19 protein-coding genes are annotated in these 22,744 nt (G+C 49.4%); 11 read left to right on the plus strand and 8 right to left on the minus strand.

Annotation, left to right across the window (positions count from 1 at the left end; translation table 11 throughout):
* The first annotated feature begins 46 nt into the window (after nt 1-46).
* Both MJO57_RS15465 and purF read left to right on the plus strand, forming a co-directional pair.
* Nucleotides 47-541: a CvpA family protein gene (locus MJO57_RS15465; protein ID WP_252026634.1), complete on the plus strand. Its 495-nt coding sequence runs from the start codon at nt 47-49 to the stop codon at nt 539-541.
* 311 nt (nt 542-852) lie between these two features.
* Nucleotides 853-2,355 (plus strand): amidophosphoribosyltransferase, encoded by a 1,503-nt coding sequence (gene purF, locus MJO57_RS15470; RefSeq protein ID WP_252026636.1) that lies wholly within the window; start codon nt 853-855, stop codon nt 2,353-2,355.
* A 275-nt stretch (nt 2,356-2,630) separates the two neighbouring features.
* Here the strand turns inward: purF and MJO57_RS15475 are convergent, their stop codons facing one another.
* The 3 genes from MJO57_RS15475 to MJO57_RS15485 all read right to left on the minus strand — a co-directional run bounded on the left by MJO57_RS15475 (nt 2,631) and on the right by MJO57_RS15485 (nt 4,476).
* The gene (locus MJO57_RS15475; RefSeq protein WP_252026638.1) at nt 2,631-3,458 is read right to left on the minus strand and encodes a 5'-3' exonuclease H3TH domain-containing protein; all 828 of its coding nucleotides are present in this window, start codon (nt 3,456-3,458) and stop codon (nt 2,631-2,633) included.
* A 76-nt stretch (nt 3,459-3,534) separates the two neighbouring features.
* Entirely contained in the window at nt 3,535-3,942 is a 408-nt protein-coding gene (locus MJO57_RS15480; protein WP_256493349.1) for an IS1595 family transposase, read from the minus strand.
* A 45-nt stretch (nt 3,943-3,987) separates the two neighbouring features.
* A complete protein-coding gene (locus MJO57_RS15485; protein WP_252018121.1) occupies nt 3,988-4,476 on the minus strand; it encodes a transposase in 489 nt (162 codons plus the stop codon).
* Between the two features lie 218 nt (nt 4,477-4,694).
* Between MJO57_RS15485 and MJO57_RS15490 the strand changes: the two genes are divergently transcribed.
* The 5 genes from MJO57_RS15490 to MJO57_RS15510 all read left to right on the plus strand — a co-directional run bounded on the left by MJO57_RS15490 (nt 4,695) and on the right by MJO57_RS15510 (nt 11,533).
* A complete protein-coding gene (locus MJO57_RS15490; RefSeq protein ID WP_252017676.1) occupies nt 4,695-6,122 on the plus strand; it encodes an IS4 family transposase in 1,428 nt (475 codons plus the stop codon).
* A gap of 201 nt (nt 6,123-6,323) precedes the next feature.
* A complete protein-coding gene (locus tag MJO57_RS15495; RefSeq protein ID WP_252026640.1) occupies nt 6,324-7,532 on the plus strand; it encodes an O-succinylhomoserine sulfhydrylase in 1,209 nt (402 codons plus the stop codon).
* A 62-nt stretch (nt 7,533-7,594) separates the two neighbouring features.
* Nucleotides 7,595-8,497 carry a MoxR family ATPase gene (locus MJO57_RS15500; protein ID WP_252026642.1) on the plus strand — a complete coding sequence of 301 codons (903 nt, stop codon included), beginning with the start codon at nt 7,595-7,597 and terminating at the stop codon, nt 8,495-8,497.
* An 11-nt stretch (nt 8,498-8,508) separates the two neighbouring features.
* On the plus strand, nt 8,509-9,507 hold the full coding sequence (locus MJO57_RS15505) for a DUF58 domain-containing protein (RefSeq protein WP_252026644.1): 999 nt from the start codon (nt 8,509-8,511) through the stop codon (nt 9,505-9,507).
* The gene (locus MJO57_RS15510; RefSeq protein WP_252026646.1) at nt 9,500-11,533 is read left to right on the plus strand and encodes a DUF3488 and transglutaminase-like domain-containing protein; all 2,034 of its coding nucleotides are present in this window, start codon (nt 9,500-9,502) and stop codon (nt 11,531-11,533) included. The genes MJO57_RS15505 and MJO57_RS15510 overlap by 8 nt, the downstream gene beginning before the upstream one ends.
* A 4-nt stretch (nt 11,534-11,537) precedes the next feature.
* On the opposite strand, the gene MJO57_RS15515 is transcribed toward MJO57_RS15510, so the two are convergent.
* From MJO57_RS15515 to MJO57_RS15530, 4 genes are all read right to left on the minus strand, one after another.
* Nucleotides 11,538-12,017, minus strand: coding sequence for a YiiD C-terminal domain-containing protein (locus MJO57_RS15515; RefSeq protein ID WP_252026648.1), 480 nt, complete (start codon nt 12,015-12,017; stop codon nt 11,538-11,540).
* Between the two features lie 397 nt (nt 12,018-12,414).
* Nucleotides 12,415-15,006: a bifunctional aconitate hydratase 2/2-methylisocitrate dehydratase gene (gene acnB / locus MJO57_RS15520; RefSeq protein ID WP_252027037.1), complete on the minus strand. Its 2,592-nt coding sequence runs from the start codon at nt 15,004-15,006 to the stop codon at nt 12,415-12,417.
* Nucleotides 15,007-15,268: 262 nt separating this feature from the next.
* Nucleotides 15,269-16,645, minus strand: coding sequence for a nucleotide 5'-monophosphate nucleosidase PpnN (gene ppnN, locus MJO57_RS15525; protein WP_252026650.1), 1,377 nt, complete (start codon nt 16,643-16,645; stop codon nt 15,269-15,271).
* 86 nt (nt 16,646-16,731) lie between these two features.
* Nucleotides 16,732-17,766: a transposase gene (locus MJO57_RS15530; protein WP_252027038.1), complete on the minus strand. Its 1,035-nt coding sequence runs from the start codon at nt 17,764-17,766 to the stop codon at nt 16,732-16,734.
* A 218-nt stretch (nt 17,767-17,984) separates the two neighbouring features.
* Here MJO57_RS15530 and MJO57_RS15535 point away from each other — a divergent pair, with 218 nt between their 5' ends.
* Nucleotides 17,985-19,346: an ISNCY family transposase gene (locus MJO57_RS15535; protein ID WP_252017318.1), complete on the plus strand. Its 1,362-nt coding sequence runs from the start codon at nt 17,985-17,987 to the stop codon at nt 19,344-19,346.
* 283 nt (nt 19,347-19,629) lie between these two features.
* Here MJO57_RS15535 and MJO57_RS15540 read toward each other — a convergent pair whose 3' ends face one another.
* Nucleotides 19,630-21,144, minus strand: a complete 1,515-nt coding sequence (locus tag MJO57_RS15540; RefSeq protein WP_252017330.1) for an IS66 family transposase — start codon at nt 21,142-21,144, stop codon at nt 19,630-19,632.
* Between MJO57_RS15540 and MJO57_RS15545 the strand changes: the two genes are divergently transcribed.
* The 3 genes from MJO57_RS15545 to MJO57_RS15555 all read left to right on the plus strand — a co-directional run bounded on the left by MJO57_RS15545 (nt 21,143) and on the right by MJO57_RS15555 (nt 22,593).
* Nucleotides 21,143-21,280: a hypothetical protein gene (locus MJO57_RS15545; protein WP_252026652.1), complete on the plus strand. Its 138-nt coding sequence runs from the start codon at nt 21,143-21,145 to the stop codon at nt 21,278-21,280. The two genes, MJO57_RS15540 and MJO57_RS15545, sit on opposite strands and share 2 nt — an antisense overlap.
* Before the next feature lie 114 nt (nt 21,281-21,394).
* Nucleotides 21,395-21,946, plus strand: a complete 552-nt coding sequence (gene yfcD, locus MJO57_RS15550; protein ID WP_252026654.1) for an NUDIX hydrolase YfcD — start codon at nt 21,395-21,397, stop codon at nt 21,944-21,946.
* 35 nt (nt 21,947-21,981) lie between these two features.
* Nucleotides 21,982-22,593: a riboflavin synthase subunit alpha gene (locus MJO57_RS15555; RefSeq protein ID WP_252026656.1), complete on the plus strand. Its 612-nt coding sequence runs from the start codon at nt 21,982-21,984 to the stop codon at nt 22,591-22,593.
* Nucleotides 22,594-22,744 lie beyond the last annotated feature (151 nt).

Below are 22,744 nucleotides of genomic sequence, written 5' to 3' on the forward strand. Positions count from 1 at the left end.
ATATTAACTGGTCTGCCCTGTGTTTTTTATTTCTTGAGGATTTGTTTTGGCCTTCACCTGGATCGACTGGCTTATCGCCGGTATTGTTATCATCTCCGCGCTGATCAGTTTGAAACGCGGTTTTTTTAAAGAAGTTCTCTCCCTGTTGACCTGGCTGGCCGCTATTTTTGTCGCCTGGTCGTTTGGTGGGGCCCTGTCAGAACGATTGACTGATTACATAGCAACCCCATCAATTCGGGTAATGGCGGCCTGCGCTTTGCTGTTTGTTGCAATGCTGATGGTGGGTGCGCTGGTGAATCGTATTATCGCTGAACTGGTTCAGGTGACGGGGCTGTCGGGTACTGACCGTATTCTGGGCATGGCGTTTGGCGGTTTGCGGGGCTGTTTGCTGGTGACGATTCTTATTGGTTTGCTGACGCTGGCTCCACTGGAGCAGGATCAGGCCTGGCAGCAGTCGGTGCTTTTGCCCCACTTTATGCTGCTGGCAGACTGGTCCAAGCAGACGGTGGTTGATCTTATGGGGCCGTTGATGCAAAGCTGATTAGCTAATGGTTTTTTGTTCCTGTTCAATGGCATTACGTGCGGCTGGACTTAACTTATGGCAGCTGGACAGCCACCAGATCAGGATATGGGTATCAAGGACGATCCTGCCCTGTGCTCTGCAAAACTTTTTCGCAGTTTGCTGGTCTTAAGAAATGTTGTGGTTTTCGCAATTCACTGATTTAGCGTATGATCTCAGGCTCTCCGTTATCAGGCATAATCGGGTTTCAGGTGATTGAACAGGCAATTTTAATCATTAGCTGTTGCCGGGTCCGATAACGTTTTCAGCTGATCAATCCTGAGGATGAGTGCATGTGTGGAATTGTCGGTATCTCGGCAACGGTGAATGTTAACCAGCTGTTGTTCGATGCGCTGACTGTGCTGCAACACAGGGGGCAGGACGCTGCGGGGATGGTGACTCTGGATGATGGTCGCTTTTTCCTGCGTAAAGATAACGGGCTGGTAAAGGATGTTTTTCGTACCCGTCACATGAAGCGGCTTAATGGCTGCTCAGGCCTTGGGCATGTTCGTTACCCCACGGCGGGTACGTCCAGTTCAGCCGAAGCCCAGCCATTCTATGTGAATTCTCCTTATGGCATCGCTTTAGCCCATAACGGTAATCTGACCAATGCGGATGATATTAAACAGTCGCTGTTTGAAAGTGACCTCCGCCATATTAATACCCACTCCGACTCTGAAATCCTGCTGAATGTTTTTGCCCATGAGCTGGCTAAAGAGGGTAAGCACAAACCGCTGGCAGAAGATGTATTCAAGGCTGTGACCGGTGTTTACCAGCGCTGTGAGGGTGGTTTTGCTGTTGTGGCCCTGATTAATGGCCATGGCATGGTAGGGTTCCGGGATCCCCACGGCATTCGGCCCCTGGTCTATGGTAAGCGGGAAACCGAAAACGGTACTGAGTACATGCTGGCCTCAGAATCCGTGGCTCTTGATGCCCTCGACTTTGAGCTTGTGGGTGATGTGGCTCCGGGAGAAGCCATCTATATTGATGAGCAGCGACAGCTCCATACTTTCCAATGTGTGCCCGGTGTACTCACTCCCTGCATGTTTGAGTACGTTTATCTGGCCCGCCCGGATTCCAGTCTCGATGGTATTTATGTTTATCAGTCCCGTCTGCGTATGGGGCAGACTCTGGCCAATAAAATCCTCCGGGAATGGCCTGATCATGATATTGATGTGGTGATGCCCATTCCGGATACCAGCCGAAACTCTGCCCTGGAGATGGCAACCCGCCTGGGCCTGCCTTATCGGGAAGGCTTTGTTAAGAATCGCTATATTGGCCGAACCTTTATCATGCCCGGTCAGGCCATTCGTAAGAAGTCGGTTCGCCAGAAGCTGAATGCCATTCACCAGGAGTTTGCCGGTAAGAATGTGCTGCTGGTGGATGATTCCATTGTCCGTGGCACCACCTGTGAGCAGATTATTGAGATGGCCAGGGATGCCGGGGCAAAGAAGGTGTATTTCTGTTCAGCGGCTCCCGCCATTCGTTATCCCAATGTCTATGGCATCGATATGCCGACCCGGGAAGAGCTGATTGCCCATGGCCGTACGGATCAGGAGGTTTGTGAACTGATCGGCGCGGATAAGCTGATTTTTCAGGATCTGGAAGATCTCAAGAAAGCGGTTTCCTCCCTCAACCCGGCCATTAAAGATTTTGATTGCTCTGTTTTCGATGGTCGCTATGTGGCCGGTAATATTGATGATGATTATCTGGAGCAACTGGCTTCCAGCCGTAATGAGGATAGTCGTCAGGCTCAGAGTGATATTATTGATCTTCACAACGAAGGGGAGCTTTAACTCGTTTTGTCCCTCCACGGTTCTTAGCTCATCGCGACACCCTCGGAGAGGCTGTCGCGAAACCCTGAAGAACGCTTCCCAAGGTAGGTCTGTTCGCCTGCGCACCCACAGGGCATAAAAGCCGACTCTTGCACCAACCGTCATGCACCAGAAACCCAGAGATCATGGTGCATGGCGGTTGGTTCGGGTGTCGGCTTGCAAGCAAACCGACCTACGCGGAGAGACCATTTTTAAGGGTTTCGCGACAACCTCCGGAGCCTGGGAACGGAAGCCAATCAGGCAGGCTGGTTTATCCGGCTTGCCTTGCTCTCTTCCGGTTTGTATCGCAGGTCTTTTAAGCTCAACCCTAATTCCACATCATATTGTAACGTTGCCAAACGTACCGATAACTCCGCTTGTTCCCTCTGCGTCAACACCTTTTTCAAAGCTCCTTTCACCTTCTCCCCATGTGCCACTTCAGGCTCAAATATCGCTCGTAAGCTGCCAAATTGGTTAATTAACTCCGACGCACCTTTCTTTCCTACGCCTTCCACGCCGGGAACATCTCCAACGCCTGCAATACCCCAGTAGTCCAGTAACTGTTCAGGGGGCATTCCATACTCTGTGCAGACAGAAACACGGTCAAAATTCTCTTTCTGGAAATGATCCCGCTGTATGACCAGTGACGAATGCAGCAGCTGTCGGTATGCCTTGTCTGTTGACAGAATCACCGTTTTGACATTGGCGGCAATGGCCTTGTGGGTAATGGCGCCAATCACGTCATCAGCTTCTATGCCATTGCGACGAAACGTCATTATCCCTATCTGGCGAAAAGCATTATTGAATTCAACCAGCCTCTGGCGCAAGACCAGAGGCATCGGCTTACGCTGTGCTTTATACCCTGGCAGAAGCTGGTGTCTCCAGGTAGGAGGGTCGCCATCAAAGACCATCAGAATATGGCTTGGGTTGCACTCTTTAATGGCTCTTTGTACGGACGACAGTGTTGCAGATAAGGCACCATCCACCTGTTGGTTTTCATCGGCCTGAGGTTCCCTTGAGGGGATTGCAGCATGGATGCGGCGTATCAGGTTAAGAGCATCAATCAGTAGCAGCGTTGGTGCCATATTATCGGTTGATTCCAGTGGTGAGGATGTAAGTAGCTAACCATATTAAATCAGGCTCTTTTCCAATTCCAGACTGCTATGTAACCAGCAAGTTGACTAAGGGCTGAAGAAGACTTTTGCCTCTTCGGCCAATATTATGCAAAAACTCAAAAAAGCCAAGGTAAAGGGGTAAAGCCTCTTGGGATATTCCCCTGTGAGGCCTTAGCCACGAGCGTAGAAGTGACCAAAACCCCTCCATAGTATTAACATGCACCTCGTAAATACCGTCTTTGTCATCATCACGAGCATACTCACCTTTGCCGTGACAGACCGTTTTATGTCTGAAGCCCCAGCTTTCAAGGTCATCATAGATGTTGTATTCATCGGTATAAATCTGGCTCTGTGGGGCTACGTGTTTCTTGATAAATGGTTCGATTGTCGCCTTCTTAACGTTCGACAGCATGTTGATAATGACCTGACCTCCCCTTTTTGAATCATTCCCAATACCGGCGGTTTGTCTTTTTCAAGAGTCCCACGGCCCGGAGCGCCTTTAAGCCTTCTTTTTCTCGGTGGACGATCCAGATTTTTTTAATGCTTCAGGGTGTCCCTTGTGACCAGCTACAATGTAGACCTCGTCGAATTCAACTTCGCCATCAAGAATCACTTCAGGCTTTCGGTCAACAACACCATTTCGTAAGACTGTGGTCATATGGTGTGCATCACTGACACACAGATCAAGTTCCTGAGCTATCTGGCTGTTGGAGACGTTCAGCCCCATTAAATAGAGACAGGCAATCCAGACTTTGAGTGGTCGGTGGTGTCCTGCGAAAACCGTATTTGTCAGGTCATCGAAGTAGCGCTTACAGGACTTACAGTAATAGTGCTGGCACTCTACCTGCACATTGTCGTGTCCATTCTTTTTGACATTCTCAGAATCACAGTGCGGACAGAGAACAGTGCCATCTGGCCAGCGGTTCTCACGGATCATCTCAAAGCAGGTGTCATTACTGATGAGATCTGAGATTCGGCCTATATTCATGGTCAATGCTGACGATGGCTAATTATATCCACCAAGGATAGTTCAGCAGTTCGGAATTCGAAAAGAGCCTTAAATCATATATTTCTGACTCCTTGTGCCGGCACTCTGCTTCGTTACAACTCCGGTCACATAGCTACGGCTATGCTCCCTCCGTTGTGCCTGTCTCTTGATCACAAATAGCTACCTTGTTCTATCATTTCTCACTGATAAAACAGGTCATGCTTCCACTTTCTCCTAAACCATGGTCAGAACTAACTTTTGGATGTGCTGATTTGGGCGATACTCGACGTACAAAACGACTTGTCAAAGTTGCTGCCGAGCTTTCAGCTCATACCGGTAATTCTTTGTCATCTTCATGCGAAGGTTATACCGCACTGGTAACTGGAGCTTACCGGCTGATTGAGAATGAGGCCGTAAAGCCTGAAGCAATAGCTGAGGCAGGCTTTCAGGCAACTGCCAAAATAGCGAGACAGTCTCGCCTACTTCTGGCTCTCGAAGATACAACAACCCTGGGTTATAAACATGCTGTCAGATCCGAGCTTGGTGATCTTGGAGGTCCTGAAGGCTCTAAAACCAGAGGATTCCACGTCCACTCTGTCTTCTTGGTTGATGCGGATACAGAGCGAAGCATTGGGCTTATTGATCAAGAACGATGGGTTAGAGAGGACGTTCAGCGGGGGAAAAAGAACCAACGTCGTCAGCTACCTTACGAGGGAAAGGAAAGCTTTAAGTGGCAAAGAGCCTCTGAAAACACAGAACAAAGGATGGGGGGTAAAATGCCTGACATCATCAGTGTTTGCGACCGGGAGGCGGATATATACGAATATATGCACTACAAACTGGATAACCGACAGCGGTTTGTTGTAAGAGCTACACAAAACAGAATCCTGGTGGATGGCGAACTCTTATTATTTGATTCCTTAGCTCAGACTGAAGTGTTGGGGAAATATACGATAGTGGTTCCTCAAAAAGGAGGTAGAAAGAAGCGAAAGGCAACGCTGCAGGTCAAAAGAAAGAAGATGACAATACAGGCGCCGCAAAGGCCAGGCGGCAGGCCGGAACCGGTAACTATGAATATTGTGTCGGCTGAAGAGATTGGCAATGACTCCGAAGACCGTTTGCACTGGGTACTATTGACAACTGAAGATATTGAAACATTCGAAGACTGTCGCTCTATCATTCGATTTTACGAGCTCCGATGGCGAATAGAAGAGTTCCATAAGGCTTGGAAATCGGGAGCAGGAGTAGAAAGGCTTCGTCTGCAATCTCCGGATAACATTGAACGACTTGCGGTCATATTAATGTTTGTCGCTGTCAGACTAATGCAAATCCGTGAAGCATTAATGTTACCGAATGACAGGCAGCACAAAGACAGAAAGCTTTGGAGTGAAAAAACACTCGCGAATGAGGTGGTCAGTGATGATGAATGGCAGGTTCTCTGGCTAACCTATGAAAAAAAAGCGTTGCCCGATAAGCCGCCAACAGTCACTTGGCTGCTTCAAACGATTGCTCGGCTTGGTGGTTGGGGTGATTCAAAGCATACAGGGCAGCCCGGCTGGTTAGTGGTATGGGAAGGCTGGGCGAAATTGCAGGATCGGGTAAAAACCTGGCAGATAGCCCGGCAGTTCAGCGCTGGAGAGATGTGATCAAGAGTCAGCCGTTGTGCCTCGCATAGTACCAGCCCAAGTAGCCAGAAATATTCGATTTAATATGGCCAGCTACTTACTGTTGGCAATAATAACGGAAATTTGCTCAAAGCATGCTGTGGATTTGTTCCCTGTTCTGGTATGTTAACGGACTGGTATAGCTATAACTCATAAAAAATACGCGGTAATTCAGGAAGTTCCATGAATGATCATGATTTGACTGAGGCGTTGGCATTTGCAACCCAGTCTATCCGGGCAGGTTCGTTTCGCAGTGACCAGCGTGAGCACAGTGAAGCGATTTATCTCAGTTCAAGTTTTGTCTATGACAGCGCTGCCCAGGCTCAGGCTGTGTTTGCAGGGGATGAGCCAGGTAACGTCTATTCCCGTTATACTAACCCTTCACTACAGATGCTGGAAGCGCGCATGGCCGTGCTGGAAGGCCGTGAAGTTGACGACGAGATTACCGCCTGTGCCACGGCTTCTGGTATGGCCGCGATTCTTGGCACCGGTATGTCCCTGCTGAAAAGTGGCGATCATGTCATTTGTTCCCGCAATGTATTTGGCACCACATTTACCCTCTTTGCCAAATATTTTGCAAAGTTTGGGGTTAACACCACGTTTGTGGATCTGGTGGATTATCAGCAGTGGCGTGAGGCGATGACACCACAAACCCGCCTTCTATTTCTGGAAACCCCTTCCAATCCATTGAGTGATATTGCCGATCTTGAGCTTCTGGCGGAGATTGCCCACAGTAACAACGCTTTGCTTATGGTGGATAACTGCTTCTGTACGCCAGCCCTGCAACGTCCACTCTCTTTTGGTGCTGACCTGGTGGTGCATTCGGCCACAAAATACATTGATGGCCAGGGACGCTGCCTGGGTGGCATGGTCGTTGGCAGGAAACAGCTCGTGGATGAAGTTCACTTATGGCAACGGGCGGCAGGGGCAACCATGAGTCCGTTCAATGCCTGGGTGTTTTATAAAGGGTTGGAGACCCTTTCTGTGCGTATGGACGCCCATTGTCGTAATGCTTCGGAATTGGCGTGCTGGCTCAGTCAACATCCGGCTGTGGAGCGAGTCCATTATGCCGGGTTAAGTTCCCATCCGGGCCATGAAATGGCCAGAAAACAGCAGAAAGGGTTTGGTGGTGTGCTGGCCTTTGAGGTAAAAGGCGGCCGGGAGTCAGCCTGGAAAGTGATTGACCGTGTACAGATTATGTCCCGTACTGCCAATCTGGGTGATACCCGGACGACCATCACCCATCCGGCAACAACAACCCACTGCCGTTTGTCCAATGAAGACAAGGTAAAGTCAGGCATTACAGAAAGTCTGGTTCGAATTGCCGTTGGTCTTGAGAATATTGATGACCTGAAAGCTGATCTTGAAAAGGGACTCAGGCAGTTATTGTAAGACCAGTGTGTTGCTGTCCAGGGACGGCGATCTTAAGAAAAGCAAAGCTGGAACCATCATTTATGAACTCAACGTTGCGGAACTCTCTGGACGCACTGTCTGGTGTTATTCGGGGGAAAGACCGGGAACTTCGGTTGGCACTGTGCTGTATGTTAGCCCGGGGTCATCTGTTAATCGAAGATCTGCCGGGTATGGGGAAAACCGCACTGGCATTGTCACTGGCCCGATTGCTGGGGCTGGATTATCAACGAATTCAGTTTACCAGTGACCTGTTGCCGGCTGATATTCTGGGCGTTTCTATTTTTGATCAGGCGTCATCTGAATTCCGGTTCAAGCCAGGTCCTGTGTTTTCCCAGCTGCTGCTGGCTGATGAAATTAACCGGGCTTCACCCCGAACCCAGAGTGCGCTTCTGGAAGCCATGGAAGAGCGACAGGTGACCGTAGAAGGGCAGGCCAGGTCTTTGCCTGAGCCGTTTGTGGTGATTGCCACCCAGAATCCGTTGACACAGCAGGGAACCTTTCCATTGCCTGAATCGCAGATGGATCGCTTTTTACTGTGCATTCCCATGGGCTATCCGGATACCGATTCAGAAAAAGCCATTCTCCGGGGAGAGGCCGGGCGATTTCTGGTCAGCCAGCTGGTTCAGTCAGTGACACCCGGAGCATTTCTGTCAATGCAGCAGGAGGTTGATAACGTTCACGCCAGTGACCTGTTACTGGACTATGTGCTTCGATTACTGAAGGCCACTCGCGAAGAGGGGCATTTTGCCGTTGGTTTGTCGCCAAGGGCGGGTTTGGCATTGTTACAGGCAGCCCGTGCCTGGGCTTACATAGATGGCAGGGACTACCTGATTCCGGAAGATATTCAGGCGGTGTTTGTCCCGGTTGCCACTCACCGGCTGACCATGCAGAAACAGGGCATATCACCGGGTGAACTCCTTGGCCGCATTAACGCCATGGCTTAAGTATTTCATCGATGAAAGACTCACTTTTTACTCCATCCTGGCGTTGGCTAAATAACCATTTTCAGCAGTGGGCTGATCAGCGTACGCCCAGAGCGACCCGGATTCAGCTTAACCAGCGTCGTATTTATATTGTGCCCACAGGCTCCGGATTCTTCTGGCTCTCCATGGTACTGGTGATTTTTCTGGTGGCGGTCAATTACCGCAATTCACTGGCTTATGGGCTTTGCTTTTTTATGCTGAGCCTCTTTTTATTATCCATTCTTCATACCTGGCGGAACCTGGCCGGTATTACCCTGGTGGCCAAAGGGGCTGAAGCCGGGCACGCCGGTGAGTTTATACCCGTATCGATAGAGTGTCTCGGTGGACGGTGCAGACGCTACTCTATCGCTATTGGCTGGCCGGAAACGGAGTCTGTTCTGGTCAGCTTTGATCGTGATACGGAACAGCGGCTGGTTGCCCGGGCTGGGTCTCGGGGATGGTTCCGGCCCGGGCGATTGCGTATAGAAAGTGTTTACCCCCTGGGATTATGCCGGGCATGGAGCTGGGTTCGCCTGGATTTTCGTTCGGTGGTTTATCCTGCACCTGATGACCGTTACCCATTACCGGAGAGTGATATAGCGGACGATGGTGAGCGATCATTGACAGCATCTGGCTTTGACGACTTTGCCGGGTTTAGAAGTTATCAGCAGACAGACCCTCCTGCCCATGTTTTCTGGCAGGGCTATGCCCGGACAGGAGAACTACTGACCAAACAGTTTGATCAACCATCAGGCCGTGAACTCTGGTTTTCCCTGGATCAGGTGCCGGAAGGAGATCTTGAGCAAAGACTTTCTGTTCTGACCGCCTGGTGCCTGGAGTGCGATAAGCAACAATATGCCTATGGTCTGGTCATGTCAGGGCAGAAGCTGGCTCCATCAACTGGTGAGTTGCATTTGAAACGGTGTTTGGAAGTGCTGGCGCTGTATGAACTGGATGATGGTATGGCCGTTTCTGGAGGGGTAAATGGCTAGCCCGTCCGTTTCCCGTTATGCCACGCTCTGGCTATTGGTTGCACAGGTTATGGTGGCATTGCCGGTGCTTGAGGTCCTGCCAATGTCGGTGCTTCCTCTGCTGGTGCTCACGGTGATTTGGCGCGCACTTATCTGGTTTGGCAGGGGAGCCTGGCCTTCGGATTTGCTTAGACGGCTGTTGGTGGTTCTCTCCCTGGTACTTATTGTCACTGCTTCTGGATTGCCGTTGTCACTGGAGTTGGCGGTGACTTTTCTGGTGACCGGTTATGCATTGAAAATGCTGGAAATGAAAACGCGCAGGGACGCGCTGGTGATCGCCTATATCGGCTTTTTTGTAGTGGGAGCCGGGGTGATTTATTCCCAGTCCCTGTTGCAGGCACTATACCAGTTACTGTGTCTGGGGGTACTGGTGGCAGCGATTCATGGGATGTATTCGCCAGTACATAGTGTTTCTGCAAGTTTTCCCATAAAAGACACTCTTCGTTTTACCGGTTTTATGCTGCTGCAGGCCCTGCCTTTAACACTGGCTCTTTTTATTTTTGTTCCCCGTCTTGGTCCATTATGGGCAGTGCCCTGGCCAGAAGGAGAGGCTAAAACCGGGTTATCTGACACGATGCAGCCAGGAGATGTGGCAAGGCTCAGCCAGTCTTATGAGCTGGCTTTCCGGGCCCAGTTTACGGGTTCTGTACCACCGGCCAGGGAACGTTACTGGAGAACGCTGGTTCTTGATCAATATGATGGTGAACAGTGGTGGCAAAGTGACCTGACAGATTTGTTGAACCAGTTTCCGGGAGACATTGAGGATGAGCGAGACTGGCAGAGCAGGTCGCCAGTTATCGATGGCTGGTGGCAGGTTCAGCCCGGGCAGTACAACTATGAAATCTTATTGGAACCCAATGGTCGACAGTGGCTTCCTGTTCTGGGGATGGCCGCTGCATCGGTTCCACAGGCAACGGTTTTGAGAAGCTTGCGACTGGAAGCGGATAAGCCGGTTTTTGAACGACGTTTATACCAGCCCACCCGGCAAAGCGTAGTAGCACAGACGATTGCTATGCCTTCCTGGTTACTGGCTCTTAATAAGTCGTTGCCTGTCAATGGAAACGTCCAGAGCCGTATTTTGGCGCAACAGTTATTCGCCGAATCCGGTCGGGATCCGGTTACCATGGGGCAGCTGCTAATGGACTATTTCAATCAGAAGCCTTTTTACTACACATTATCCCCACCGTTAATGGATCAGAATGAGGTCGATCAATTCCTGTTTGTGCACCGGAGAGGGTTTTGTGAGCATTATGCCAGCAGCTTTGTGTTTATGATGCGCTCAGTGGGGATACCCGCGCGCATCGTGACGGGTTATCTCGGAGGGGAATACTTACCTGCAGAAAAGGTGGTCAGAGTACTTCAGCGGGATGCCCATGCCTGGGCAGAGATTTGGGTTGAAGGGCAGGGGTGGATTCGTTTTGATCCCACTGCAGCGGTAGCTCCGGAACGCATTGATCTTGGCATTGATGACATGATTGAGCAGGGTGGATTGCTGCAGGGGCAGATCCCTCTGGCTTACCGTTTTGCTCAGGCCGGTTTTTTCAAGTCGGTTCGACAGGGCTGGGAGCGACTTGAGTACCGCTGGCAGAAGTCCGTGGTACAGTACCAGCAGGAAAAGCAGCAGTCTTTTATGAGGGAGTTATTTGGTACTTCGTCCTTTTACTGGCAGCAGATCGGTGTGCTTGGTGCATTATTGGCGCTGTTTCTTATCCTTTTTGGGGTCTTTGCTCTCTTTCAAAGGCCAGCGCTAAATCCTCATCAAAAGCTCTGGCTACGACTGGAGCGTAAGCTGGTTGATCGCGGGTTTAAACGTCAGACAGGGGAAGGGCCAAAAGATTTCGCCTTGAGAGTGAGCGCTGAAAATGAGGCGATGGGTACTCAGTTATTGCCGATCGTTGATCTCTATATTCAGTTGGCTTATTCGGAGCGTGTGAGAATGGATAAACCGTTGCTTGACCAGTTGAGTAAGATGATCAGGCAACTGTAAGTTATCAGGGCATCGCCACATAAATGCCTTTATAGGTTGCGATGTTTATGGGTGACTTCTCTGCTTTATCTGTTGAATATAACTCAACCGTTAATTCCAGTTTGACATTGCGACGCTCATTCAAACGATCAAAAAAAGAGTCTGGAACTGTGGCGTTGCAGTGGGCTGATATGTGGCCTTTGCCGGGGACATGGTAGGTCAGTCTGGAGTCGGCAATAACGGCAGCGCAGTCTTCTATGCGGGTTCTGGCATGCAATGTGGTAAATAGCCAACCACAGATAGTAGCAAGCGCGGCAATACTGCCACCAAAAGCGGTTCCTTTATCGTTAATATTGGGCGTCAGTGGGCAGCTGATGACTAACTCTCCATCCTTGAACTGATCAAAACTGACTGCCATGTTATTCAGCAGAGGGATGTTGTCTTTGATCCACGTGATCAGTTCTGGTGTGAACAAAGATTCAGGCGAAGGGTAGTTAATATCCATAGAGTTTCATTGCTGTGTTTGATTTCGTTCCCACGGTCCTGAGGTTGTCGCAAAACCCTGCGGACACTCTGGACATCTCGTTCCCACGCTCTGCGTGGGAACGAGGGTTTTGCGACAACCTCTCCTCCGTGGGAATGCTTACCCTAAATTCCCGATAAATTGCCTGCAACAAGAATGCCTGTGAACTCCAGTATGAATTCCCACGCAGAGCATGGGACCGAGGTTAAAGGTTGTCGCCAAACACTGAAGAACCCTCCCGGAGGTAGGTCGGTGCGCGAGCGAACCGACCTGCGCGGAGAGAACTTTTTAAGGATTTCGCGACAACCCCAGGACTGTGGGAACAAGGTTTCAAGCCCCTGAAAACAGGGGCTCTTGTGACGATTAACGCAACAATTTATCAGCTGGCTTTGGCGATGATATCGTCAGCCGCCTTCTGATAAGACTCTACCTGGTCGAAATTGAGATAGCGATAGACGTCACCGGCCATGGCATCCAGGTTGCTGGCGTATTCCATATACTCTGCCACAGTTGGGATTTTGCCAAGAATGGCACCGACAGATGCCAGTTCAGCAGAGCAGAGGTACACGTTAGCGCCATCCCCCAGGCGGTTAGGGAAGTTACGGGTAGAGGTAGAGAGTACCGTTGCGCCTGGCTCTACCCGTGCCTGGTTACCCATGCACAGGGAACAGCCGGGGATTTCGGTCCGTACACCATTGTCGTTATAGATGTTGTAATAGCCTTCCTCTTCCAGTTGGGCCTTGTCCATTTTGGTGGGCGGCGACATCCAGAAGCGGGTCTTCAGCGGGTCATGGTTCTGTTCCAGTAATTTCCCGGCAGCACGGAAGTGGCCGATATTGGTCATACAGGAGCCAAGGAACACTTCATCGACCTTGTCACCGGCAACATCCGATAGCGTGCGTGCATCGTCCGGATCGTTTGGCGCACAGAGAATAGGCTCCTTGATGTCCGCCAGATCGATTTCGATCACCTCAGCGTATTCTGCATCGGCATCCGCACGCATCATGACTGGATTGGCCAACCACTCTTCCATCTTGCGGGCACGGCGCTCCAGGGTACGGGCATCACCATAACCTTCGCTGATCATCCAGCGCAGCATAGTGACGTTGGACTTCAGGTATTCGGTGATGGACTCTTCAGACAGGGTGATGGTACAGCCAGCAGCAGAACGCTCAGCAGAAGCATCAGAAAGTTCGAAGGCCTGTTCAACGGTGAGGTTTTCAAGTCCTTCAATTTCCAGTACCCGGCCGGAGAAGGCATTCTTTTTACCTTTCTTCTCAACGGTCAGCAGGCCTTGCTTGATGCCGTAGAGTGGAATGGCGTGCACCAGGTCACGGAGCGTGATGCCAGGCTGCATTTCACCCTTGAAGCGAACCAGCACAGACTCAGGCATATCCAGTGGCATAACACCGGTTGCCGCGGCAAATGCCACGAGGCCGGAACCAGCAGGGAAAGAGATACCCAGCGGGAAACGGGTGTGGGAGTCACCGCCAGTACCCACGGTATCAGGCAGCAGCATGCGGTTCAGCCAGCTGTGGATGATGCCGTCACCGGGACGCAGGGCAACGCCACCACGGTTCATGATGAAGTCCGGCAGGGTGTGGTGAGTTTCCACGTCCACTGGCTTTGGATAGGCCGCCGTGTGACAGAAAGACTGCATGACCAGGTCTGAAGAGAAGCCCAGACAGGCCAGGTCCTTCAATTCATCACGGGTCATCGGGCCGGTAGTGTCCTGAGAGCCAACAGTGGTCATTTTGGGTTCACAGTACTGACCAGGACGAACGCCGGTAACACCGCAGGCTTTGCCGACCATCTTCTGGGCCAGGGTAAAACCATGGGTAGATTCTTTGGGTGGTTGCGGGCGGCGGAATATGTCGGAATGGCCGAGGTCCAGTGCTTCGCGCGCCTTGTCAGTCAGTCCACGACCGATGATCAGGTTGATACGGCCACCGGCCTGCACTTCGTCAAGAATTACATCGGATTTGAACGTGAACTCAGACAGAACTTCACCGGATTCAGAGAGTATCTTGCCATCGTAGGGGCGAATTTCGATAACATCACCCATATTCAGCTGATCAACCGGGGCTTCAAAAACCAGGGCACCGGCATCTTCCATGGTGTTGAAGAATATAGGGGCAACTTTGCTGCCTATACAGATACCGCCGGCTCTCTTATTGGGGACACCAGGGATATCATCACCAAAGAACCAGAGCACCGAGTTAGTGGCAGACTTACGGGAAGAACCGGTACCGACAACGTCACCCACAAATGCAACCGGCAGGCCTTTGCTTTTGATGGCTTCAATTTGCTTCAGCGGGCCGGTAACACCATGCTCTTCAGGCTCAAGACCATCCCGGGTCATCTTGTAGGCGGCCCGGGCGTGCAGAGGAATATCCGGACGGGACCAGGCATCAGGGGCCGGGGACAGATCATCGGTGTTGGTTTCACCGGTCACCTTGAATACCGCGACCTTGATGCTTTCAGGCACGGCATCACGTCGGGTGAACCATTCTGCATCAGCCCAGGATTTGAGAACGGCCTGGGCATTGGCGTTGCCAGCTTTGGCTTTTTCTTCCACATCGTGGAAAGAGTCGAACACCAGCAGAGTGTTTTTCAGCTGCTCAGCGGCAAGCTCACCCAGCTCAGTGCTGTCCAGAAGGGCAATCAGGGTTTCAATATTGTAACCACCCAGCATCATGCCCAGCAGTTCAACGGCTTTTTTATTGTCAACCAGTGGCGATTCAGCTTCGCCCTTAACAATAGCGGAAAGAAATCCGGCTTTTACATAGGCTGCTTCGTCAACACCGGGAGGAATGCGATTTTCAAGGAGGTCCAGAATGAATTGTTCTTCACCGGCGGGTGGATTTTTCAGCAGTTCAACCAGGCCTGACACCTGTTCTGCATTCAGCGGCTTTGGTGGGACACCTTCTTGGGCACGCTCTTCGACGTGTTTTCTGTAGGCTTCTAACACGAGTTCTACCCTCATCATCTGTGGCAGGCTCTTGGGCGATCCTTCGACAAACCATTATGATCTTATGGGTCCGTCAGATGTTCCAAGGAAATCTTTACCAGTGGCACTGGTCGCGCAGGCAGTATAGCGAAAGGTGTTTTTCAAGTTAAGTAAAGACCGAAATAACCACTATTTTTTCTGTGAATGGCCGTTTCGGTATTTGTTGTTATAAACAGGGCCTGAAGAAGTCGAAATGACCTGTCCAGGCAGGATTAACAAAAAGTCAGGATTGAATGATTTCGTAGCAGGGCTGGTAATGGCTTCCGGGTAATTTCATCCGGTACTGCGCAACAAAAGACTGCAGGAGTTTATCTATCTGTTGCATCAGTTCCGGTTCACCACTGAGCTTGTATGAGCCATGTTCGCGGATCAGGTTAACACCGTCTTCTTTGATATTACCAGCAACAATGCCAGACATAACACGACGCAGGTTCGCTGCCAGCTGGTGAGCAGGAAGACGGCTATGCAGCTCCAGGTTGGCCATGTTTTCATGCGTTGGTTCGAAAGGTTGTTGGAACTCCCTGTCAATCTTTAACAGCCAGTTAAAGTAGTAGGCATCCCCACGGCGGCGACGAAAGCGAGTCACTTTTTCCAGCCCCTTTGCCATGATTGTTGCCACTTTTGCTGGATCATTGACGATGATCTGGTACTTTTCCTGTGCTTCTTTTCCCAATGTATTGCCAATGAACTTATCAATCTGTTCAAAGTACGCTTCTGAACCGGCGGGTCCTGTCAGGATCATGGTCATGGGAATGTCTTTATTGTCCGGGTGCAGGAGAATACCGATCAGGTAAAGAATCTCTTCACAGGTACCAGCGCCGCCAGGAAATACGATAATGCCGTGTCCCAGACGGACAAAGGCTTCCAGACGCTTTTCAATATCTGGCAGGATAATCAGCTCATTTACAATGGGGTTAGGTGATTCTGCAGCGATGATGCCCGGTTCAGTCAACCCAATAAAGCGACCATGGCTGATGCGCTGTTTAGCATGCCCGATGTAGGCGCCTTTCATTGGGCCTTTCATTGCACCCGGACCACAGCCAGTACAGATATTCATCCTTCTGAGGCCCAGTTGATAGCCGACCAGCTTTGTGTATTCATATTCATCACGGCCAATGGAGTGACCGCCCCAGCAGACAACGATACTGGGAGTCTGTTTAGTAATGAAGGCGTTGGCATTTCTGAGTACTTCAAACACCAGATGAGTGATGTCTGATGAGCTTTCGTGACTGAAGCGCTGGTTGTTGGTAATCAGGGAAGAGACATACAAAATATCCCTGAGTACAGAAAACAGGTTTTCCCGAACACCCCGGATCAGCTTCTTATCAACAAATGCGGAGGCGGGCGCATTGATCAGCTCAAGTTTTAGCCCACGGTGTTCCTGGACAATGCGGATATCAAAATCGGCATAGGTTTGTAACAGCTCTTCTGCGCTGTCACCTTCCATCTCATCGCTTAACACCGCCAGGGCGCACTGGCGGAACAGGCGGTGCAGGCCGACTTTGGTATTATCCTGAAGAATATTGACCTCACGGCTGGACAGAACGCGCATGGAACCAACCGGGTTAACAATGGCGGAGACTACATTAGGTTTACTCATTATGCCCCCTTTGAGGATTGTGTCTGGTGTCCGGCAGCCTCATTGTGCTAACAGATACGTGTCAGGACAAAACTATATTTTAGGACTTACGCATTGATGACACCGATAAATTTTGGTAGGAGGTGATCCTTCCCCTTTGCAAAACTCTCAATGAAAGCGCCTATTGTCTCTTTAAACAGCCCCCGTTGGTGCTGATAAATATTCGTAAACTCCTGCTCTATCTGCATTTTCTGGAGATAAACAAAAGCTAAAATTGCAGCAAATATATGGTTTCTGACGGGTCGTTCGCTGCGAACCTGAAAGTGCTCAATATGGCAAACCTGCTTGATCGCCCTGTGAAACTGTTCGATCTGCCAGTGCTGGTCATGGATCTGCTTGAAGTCATTGCGTTCAAAAGGGACTTCCTCTGGCAAGTAAACCACGTAGTGGCGACGCTGGTCTTTTAGCATCGTCCTGAACAACCGGATCTTACCGAAGTTTTTGAGCCATACATCCAGACCATTGTCGGGGATGTCGAGGTGTTGAACCTGCTGCCATTTACCTTTTTCCAGTGATACTGTCCTGTTTTTCTCAACGGCAAACATAAACCCAGTCTGATGGTTTTTAATCGTCTTCAGGTTAGTCGTGCAGCTGTACCAGGAGTCACCGGTAACGAACGCTGGCTTCAGCCTCCATACCAGCACTTCAATCAACATTTCACGGAAGTAGTCGTTTTTTGTCTTGTCTTCCGATTTGTCGTATATCCTGTAATTCACCGGCATATGGCGCCCGGATACGTCGGTGTAATAAAGGGTGATGAGGTTAACTCCCTTAACCACTCGGTGATGTTTACCCGACCAAAAGTGGCCAACCAGTGCCACGGAGTAGCTATAAGGTTTGTCGAGCACGCTGTCATCAACGCTCAGGGTGCCGCCAATAGGGTTTAAACTTTTGACTGCTTCATCGTACATATCTTTGGGCTGATAGTTTTCACGCTTAAGAAAGCGGTTTGCGCTATCGTGAGAAAAGTCGGTAACCTCGGCCAGTCTTGTGCATGTTGATGATTTTGGCTCACTAATCAAAAAGCCAATGTATTTTGCAAGAGTGCATCGTGCAGTGGTCGGTCGAGTGGTAGTTCTCACTTTCATCCCTGAAGACATCTGTTTTTTGGCATTATCAAATTTTAGAGCCTGTTGTCAATGCGTAAGTCCTATATTTAACTAGTTCTCGTCCAAAAACACAACCAATTGAAAACTGTAGATTTTATCCTGAAAAATTAAGTGGAGCCCTACTGCTATCTGGCGACTAAACTTCCCAAGAGCAAGAAACATAAGGGATTGCCAAAAACAGAGGACTCCAAATGCGCAAAAAACGCAACCCGCAGTGTAGTATGGAACTCCATTACGTACCTCATGAAATCTGCTCCCAGCTTTCCGGTATCTCGCAATGGCTTGACGCCCATCCACAGTTCAATGACTGGATTTATGAGGACTTAAGTTCTGGTGATAAACAGAACACTGGGCGGAACGGACTATCAGCAGAATCCGTTCTTCGTGCGGCACTCCTGAAACAGTATTTGAATTGTGATTATGACTACTTGTCGTTTGTTTTGATGGACTCCATGCTCTTTCGAGACTTTTGTCGCCTCGAACCAAACCAGCGCCCCAGTCGCTCCAGTTTGCATGGGCTCATCAGCCTTCTTACTGCATCTACATGGGAACGGATTAATAACTGTCAGCTAATGACCGCTAAAGATCAGGGTATTGAAAAAGGGCGCACTGTGGCTATTGACAGCACAGTCACCGAATCGGATATCAAACCTCCTTGCGACAGTGATCTTTTAGCCAGTTCCGTTAAAGAAATTTGTCGGCTGCTGGAACGGGGACAAACACTGACAGCGACACCGCTTTATGAATATACCCATCACAACCGAGCCGTAAAAGATGCGGCCAGAAAATGCATCTACGCTGGCAAAGAAGAGCGGCATCAGCATTATAAAAAACTGCTGCAGTTGACCCGAAAATCCCGGAAGGTACTTATCGAAGCTACTGTCACGCTAGCAAACGCCCGTCAGCAGGGGCAGTGTCTCCTGGCTGATGATGCCGACAAGTGGCAGGCCGATGTGGATCACCTGTTACCCCTGGTGGATGCAATAGTCTCCCAGACAGAGCGCAGGGTCTTTAAGGGTGAAAAGGTGCCAGCCCAGGAAAAAGTGGTTAGCCTGTATGAACCCCATACGGATATCATCGTAAAAGACAGGCGGCAAGTACAGTATGGCCATAAACTGAACCTGGTTCAGGGAAAAAGTCGATTGATCCTGGACCTGGTTATTGAGGAAGGTAACCCAGCGGATTCGGACCAATTCATTCCGATGATGGAAAGACAAAAAGAAATTTATGGTCGTGTACCTCGCCAGACAAGCGGTGACGGCGGATACGCGTGTCGCGCTAATTTGGAAAAAGCCAAGGCCATGGGAATCAGCGATGTAGCTTTTAATAAGAAGCGCGGACTTGAAGTCGAAGAGATGACTAAAAGTCAGTATGTGTATAAAACGCTCTTTCGCTTCCGGGCAGGTATTGAAGCGGGAATTTCGTGGCTAAAGAGATGTTTTGGGCTATCACGTTGCCACTGCAAGGGTTCTGAGCGTTTTGATTCTCATTGCTGGTTATCGGTGGTCTGTTACAACCTGGTGATTCTGGCCAGACACCCGGCACCATCCTGATAGCCACCTCCACGCTACATGAAAGTACCTTTCCAGCATGGTGGGAGGATGTTTTCTGCCTGCTTTTCGCGTTTTTCTCCAATATCCGTCCCAGATTAGAGAAAAAAAGGGAAGAGTTTTTGCGGCTCTCTGGAATTTCAGGAAATATCAAAACGCACGTACAATCTAATTATGATTGCCTGATGCGTTTTTGGACGAGAACTAACTAAATATCGGGACCTGTGGATTGAAATCGAGTGAAAATTACAGATTGTGCCGGTCGGGGAAAATTAAAATTCCGTAACTATTCAGCACTGAGCAAAGGCATATTACAGTAATTCCGAACAGCTCTATGAAGTGATTGATATATGTCCATTCCCTGTTTTCTGGCAGACGACAAATAGCTGCGAATCCGTGCAAACATAGAACCACCGTCTGCACTCCTGAAGCAGCCTGAGATTTTCTGCTTTAACTTGGCCATTCGAACATCCCGTTCACTGCCATTGTTATCGAAGGGAATGGTAAAATCTGACATGAAGCGCAGTGTCTCAGCCTTGAACTCAGTGAGTCGTTTGAAGAGATTGTAAGCTTTAGTATTCTTGACTTTCTTGCGCTTAAGCTCCTCTCGTTGCTTCTCCATATAGACGACTTCTTTCATTAGAGCCCGCTGAAGCAACCGGTCATAAATCTTCTCGATTCGTTCACAGACAACACTTGGCATCTGTAGCATACCTATGGTCTTAAAGCCCTTGCAGTAATGCCAGGAAAGCCTCAGTAGCTTCATCAATCGCAACGCCAGTTGATTGCTGTCCCTATCAACAACACCCAAAAGCTCCCTCAGGTGATGGGCATTGCAAAGTACGTGAGTTGCCGCATATGCAAAATAGGATTTCCAATGATCATGAACCAGAACGCCTGCAAATGTTAGCAGTATGCCCATCGTGTCCATGGCCTCACGACCTCGCTTTTCAGACAAGTAGTAGAGCGTCCATTGTTCATCCCGCATAACGTGTAGCCAGTGCAAAGAGCCCTCGGCCCGCATACCCGTTTCATCGGCTCCGGCAACAGACGATTCCCGCAAGGCGTCACGAATAACCTCTTCAGTAGAAGCCAGATTTTCATAGGTTCTGGCCACAAAATTGGCGACAGTGCCTGCACTTACACTCATTTTATAGAGAGTATTAAAATACTCTGACACGCGCTTAAAAGGCAGGAAATGGTATTGGTTAAGATAGACGGCCATAGCCTGTGTGGCTGAGCCATATTGTGCGGCAGCGGTAACACCTTCCGGGAATTCAGCCTGATTCCGACAACCACAAGTGCAGATTTTTACTTCAGCTCTATGGGCCGTTACTTCAAATTCACCCGGTCTCCCTGGTTCAAACACCTGTCGTTCAATATATTTGACCGGCTCACTATCAAGAAGAGACGCCTGACATTTATTGCATTCTTTAACCGGAAGGTACTCAATATAGTCAGGGATATCGACCTGTTTAAGACAAGTGCCCTGATGCCCTTTCTTTCCACCGGCTTTATTACCAGAAGACTGTCTCAGACTTTTAGGATTGGGTTTTTCATCCGATGGATCGGTACCTTTATCTGCGGAAAGGTCGTCAGAATGATCTGGAGAATTACTGTTTTTACAAGGTTTTTGATAACCATCAGACGATGGCGGCTTGCTGCTGTTTTGACTGTTCTTGCCAACCTTTTCTTCCAATTCTCGACATCGCTCTTCCAGACAGGCAACTCTCATCCGCAGCTCTGCATTCTCTTTCAAGAGAATCTCAGCCGACATAGTTGCGGGTAGTTCTGGAATCATGCTGGCGAATATTGTGGAAAAATGGTGCTTAAGAGGATGGTATAAAAATCAGAAAATTCCAGATTTATGTGGGGGTGCTGAACAGTTACAAAATTCCTATAACCAGGAGCCCATTATACTGTTTTTATCCGGTTAAGATCAGTCTTGACGAAATAGGGTTTCTCTGACAAATTTCCAGTTTTCGATTACCAATCGCTAATATAAGATCTTGCCATAATAACAAATGAAAGACAGATAACAGGAGATCTCGATGCCTGACCAGCAAGCGGTGGAAGCGTCTGTGGAAGTGCGTGTGGAAGTTCCTGTGGAAAGTGTGGTGGTGGTTGATGATCACAATTTTGTTCTTGGGTCAGTACCCAGGGAGATAATGCGAGAGGAAGCACTGTGCCATCGGGCGACCTATATTTTTGTCTTCAATTCAAAAGGGCAACTTTATGTGCAGGAAAGGACGCTGAATAAGGATATTTACCCGGGCTTCTATGATCCTGCTACGGGGGGAGTGGTTGTTGAGGGAGAAAGCTACGATCAGGCGGCTGAACGGGAGCTGGCCGAAGAGCTGGGTATTGCGAATGTGCCGATCACTCCCCATTTTCACTTTTTTTTCCATAATGCTGACTGTCAGGTCTGGGGGCGGGTTTACAGCTGTTATTATGATGGTCCTGTGACCCTGCAGAAAGAAGAGGTTGCCAGTGTGGTGCTGGAATCACCGGCAGAGGTGCTGGATAACCGGAACCACCGAAATTATACACCAGACAGTCTGGTTGCTCTTGAGAGACTGGTTCACTGTCTTGAAACATTCTGATGTGTGCCAACGTTTTTGGCGACGATAGGTAGTGTATGTTTACAGGTATTGTGAAAGGATTTTTTCCAGTTGGTCGAATTGAAAAGTTCAACGAACTGAACCGTATTACTGTGCTTTTGCCGTCCGCATTGCTGGAAGGCCTTGAATCCGGAGCCAGTATTGCGGTGAATGGATGCTGTTTGACGGTGGTTGCTTTTGACCAGGAAAGTGCCACTTTCGATGTGATGAAAGAGACGCTAAGGGTGACTAACCTGGGGGCGCTCGAAGAAGGTGATAAGGTTAATATTGAAAGAGCTGCGCGTTTTGGTGATGAGATTGGAGGGCATCTTCTCTCTGGTCATATTCACGATACGGTTGAGATCTGCGAAATCAAACAGGAAGAAAACAATGTGACCGTGTTCTTTCAGTTTGCGCCTGAATGGAAAGACTATCTTCTCCCTAAAGGCTATGTTTCTTTAAATGGCTGTAGTTTGACTATTGGTGAGAAGGTGGAAGATGGGCGCTTTTGCGTTCATCTCATTCCAGAAACCTTAAAAATTACCTCATTTGGAGCAGCCGAAGTTGGAGGGAGAGTTAACCTGGAAATAGATAGTCAGACTCAGGCTATTGTCACTACCGTCAAGAGTTATCTGGAATCAATCAGATGATGATATGGCTTTTTGAATCTTTTCATGCAATCGCAGGATTGCATGCCCTGAGATGTGATCGTGCAGTGATGCAGATGATCAGTGTCGTTTAAATTTATATATTTTTATTATTTTAATAATCTCTAATATGCTTATTACATCTTATATATCA

The organism is Endozoicomonas sp. SCSIO W0465, from assembly GCF_023716865.1.
GTDB lineage: Bacteria > Pseudomonadota > Gammaproteobacteria > Pseudomonadales > Endozoicomonadaceae > Endozoicomonas.

Bases quoted from the DNA above. Each gene is read 5' to 3' on its own strand.
- MJO57_RS15535 (WP_252017318.1), top strand. From the start codon at position 17,985: ATGCGCAAAAAACGCAACCCGCAGTGTAGTATGGAACTCCATTACGTA.
- MJO57_RS15475 (WP_252026638.1), bottom strand. From the start codon at position 3,458: ATGGCACCAACGCTGCTACTGATTGATGCTCTTAACCTGATACGCCGC.
- ppnN (WP_252026650.1), bottom strand. From the start codon at position 16,645: ATGAGTAAACCTAATGTAGTCTCCGCCATTGTTAACCCGGTTGGTTCC.
- purF (WP_252026636.1), top strand. From the start codon at position 853: ATGTGTGGAATTGTCGGTATCTCGGCAACGGTGAATGTTAACCAGCTG.
- MJO57_RS15515 (WP_252026648.1), bottom strand. From the start codon at position 12,017: ATGGATATTAACTACCCTTCGCCTGAATCTTTGTTCACACCAGAACTG.
- MJO57_RS15545 (WP_252026652.1), top strand. From the start codon at position 21,143: ATGCTGGCGAATATTGTGGAAAAATGGTGCTTAAGAGGATGGTATAAA.
- MJO57_RS15510 (WP_252026646.1), top strand. From the start codon at position 9,500: ATGGCTAGCCCGTCCGTTTCCCGTTATGCCACGCTCTGGCTATTGGTT.
- yfcD (WP_252026654.1), top strand. From the start codon at position 21,395: ATGCCTGACCAGCAAGCGGTGGAAGCGTCTGTGGAAGTGCGTGTGGAA.
- MJO57_RS15505 (WP_252026644.1), top strand. From the start codon at position 8,509: ATGAAAGACTCACTTTTTACTCCATCCTGGCGTTGGCTAAATAACCAT.
- MJO57_RS15540 (WP_252017330.1), bottom strand. From the start codon at position 21,144: ATGATTCCAGAACTACCCGCAACTATGTCGGCTGAGATTCTCTTGAAA.
- MJO57_RS15485 (WP_252018121.1), bottom strand. From the start codon at position 4,476: ATGAATATAGGCCGAATCTCAGATCTCATCAGTAATGACACCTGCTTT.
- MJO57_RS15555 (WP_252026656.1), top strand. From the start codon at position 21,982: ATGTTTACAGGTATTGTGAAAGGATTTTTTCCAGTTGGTCGAATTGAA.
- MJO57_RS15495 (WP_252026640.1), top strand. From the start codon at position 6,324: ATGAATGATCATGATTTGACTGAGGCGTTGGCATTTGCAACCCAGTCT.
- MJO57_RS15490 (WP_252017676.1), top strand. From the start codon at position 4,695: ATGCTTCCACTTTCTCCTAAACCATGGTCAGAACTAACTTTTGGATGT.
- MJO57_RS15500 (WP_252026642.1), top strand. From the start codon at position 7,595: ATGAACTCAACGTTGCGGAACTCTCTGGACGCACTGTCTGGTGTTATT.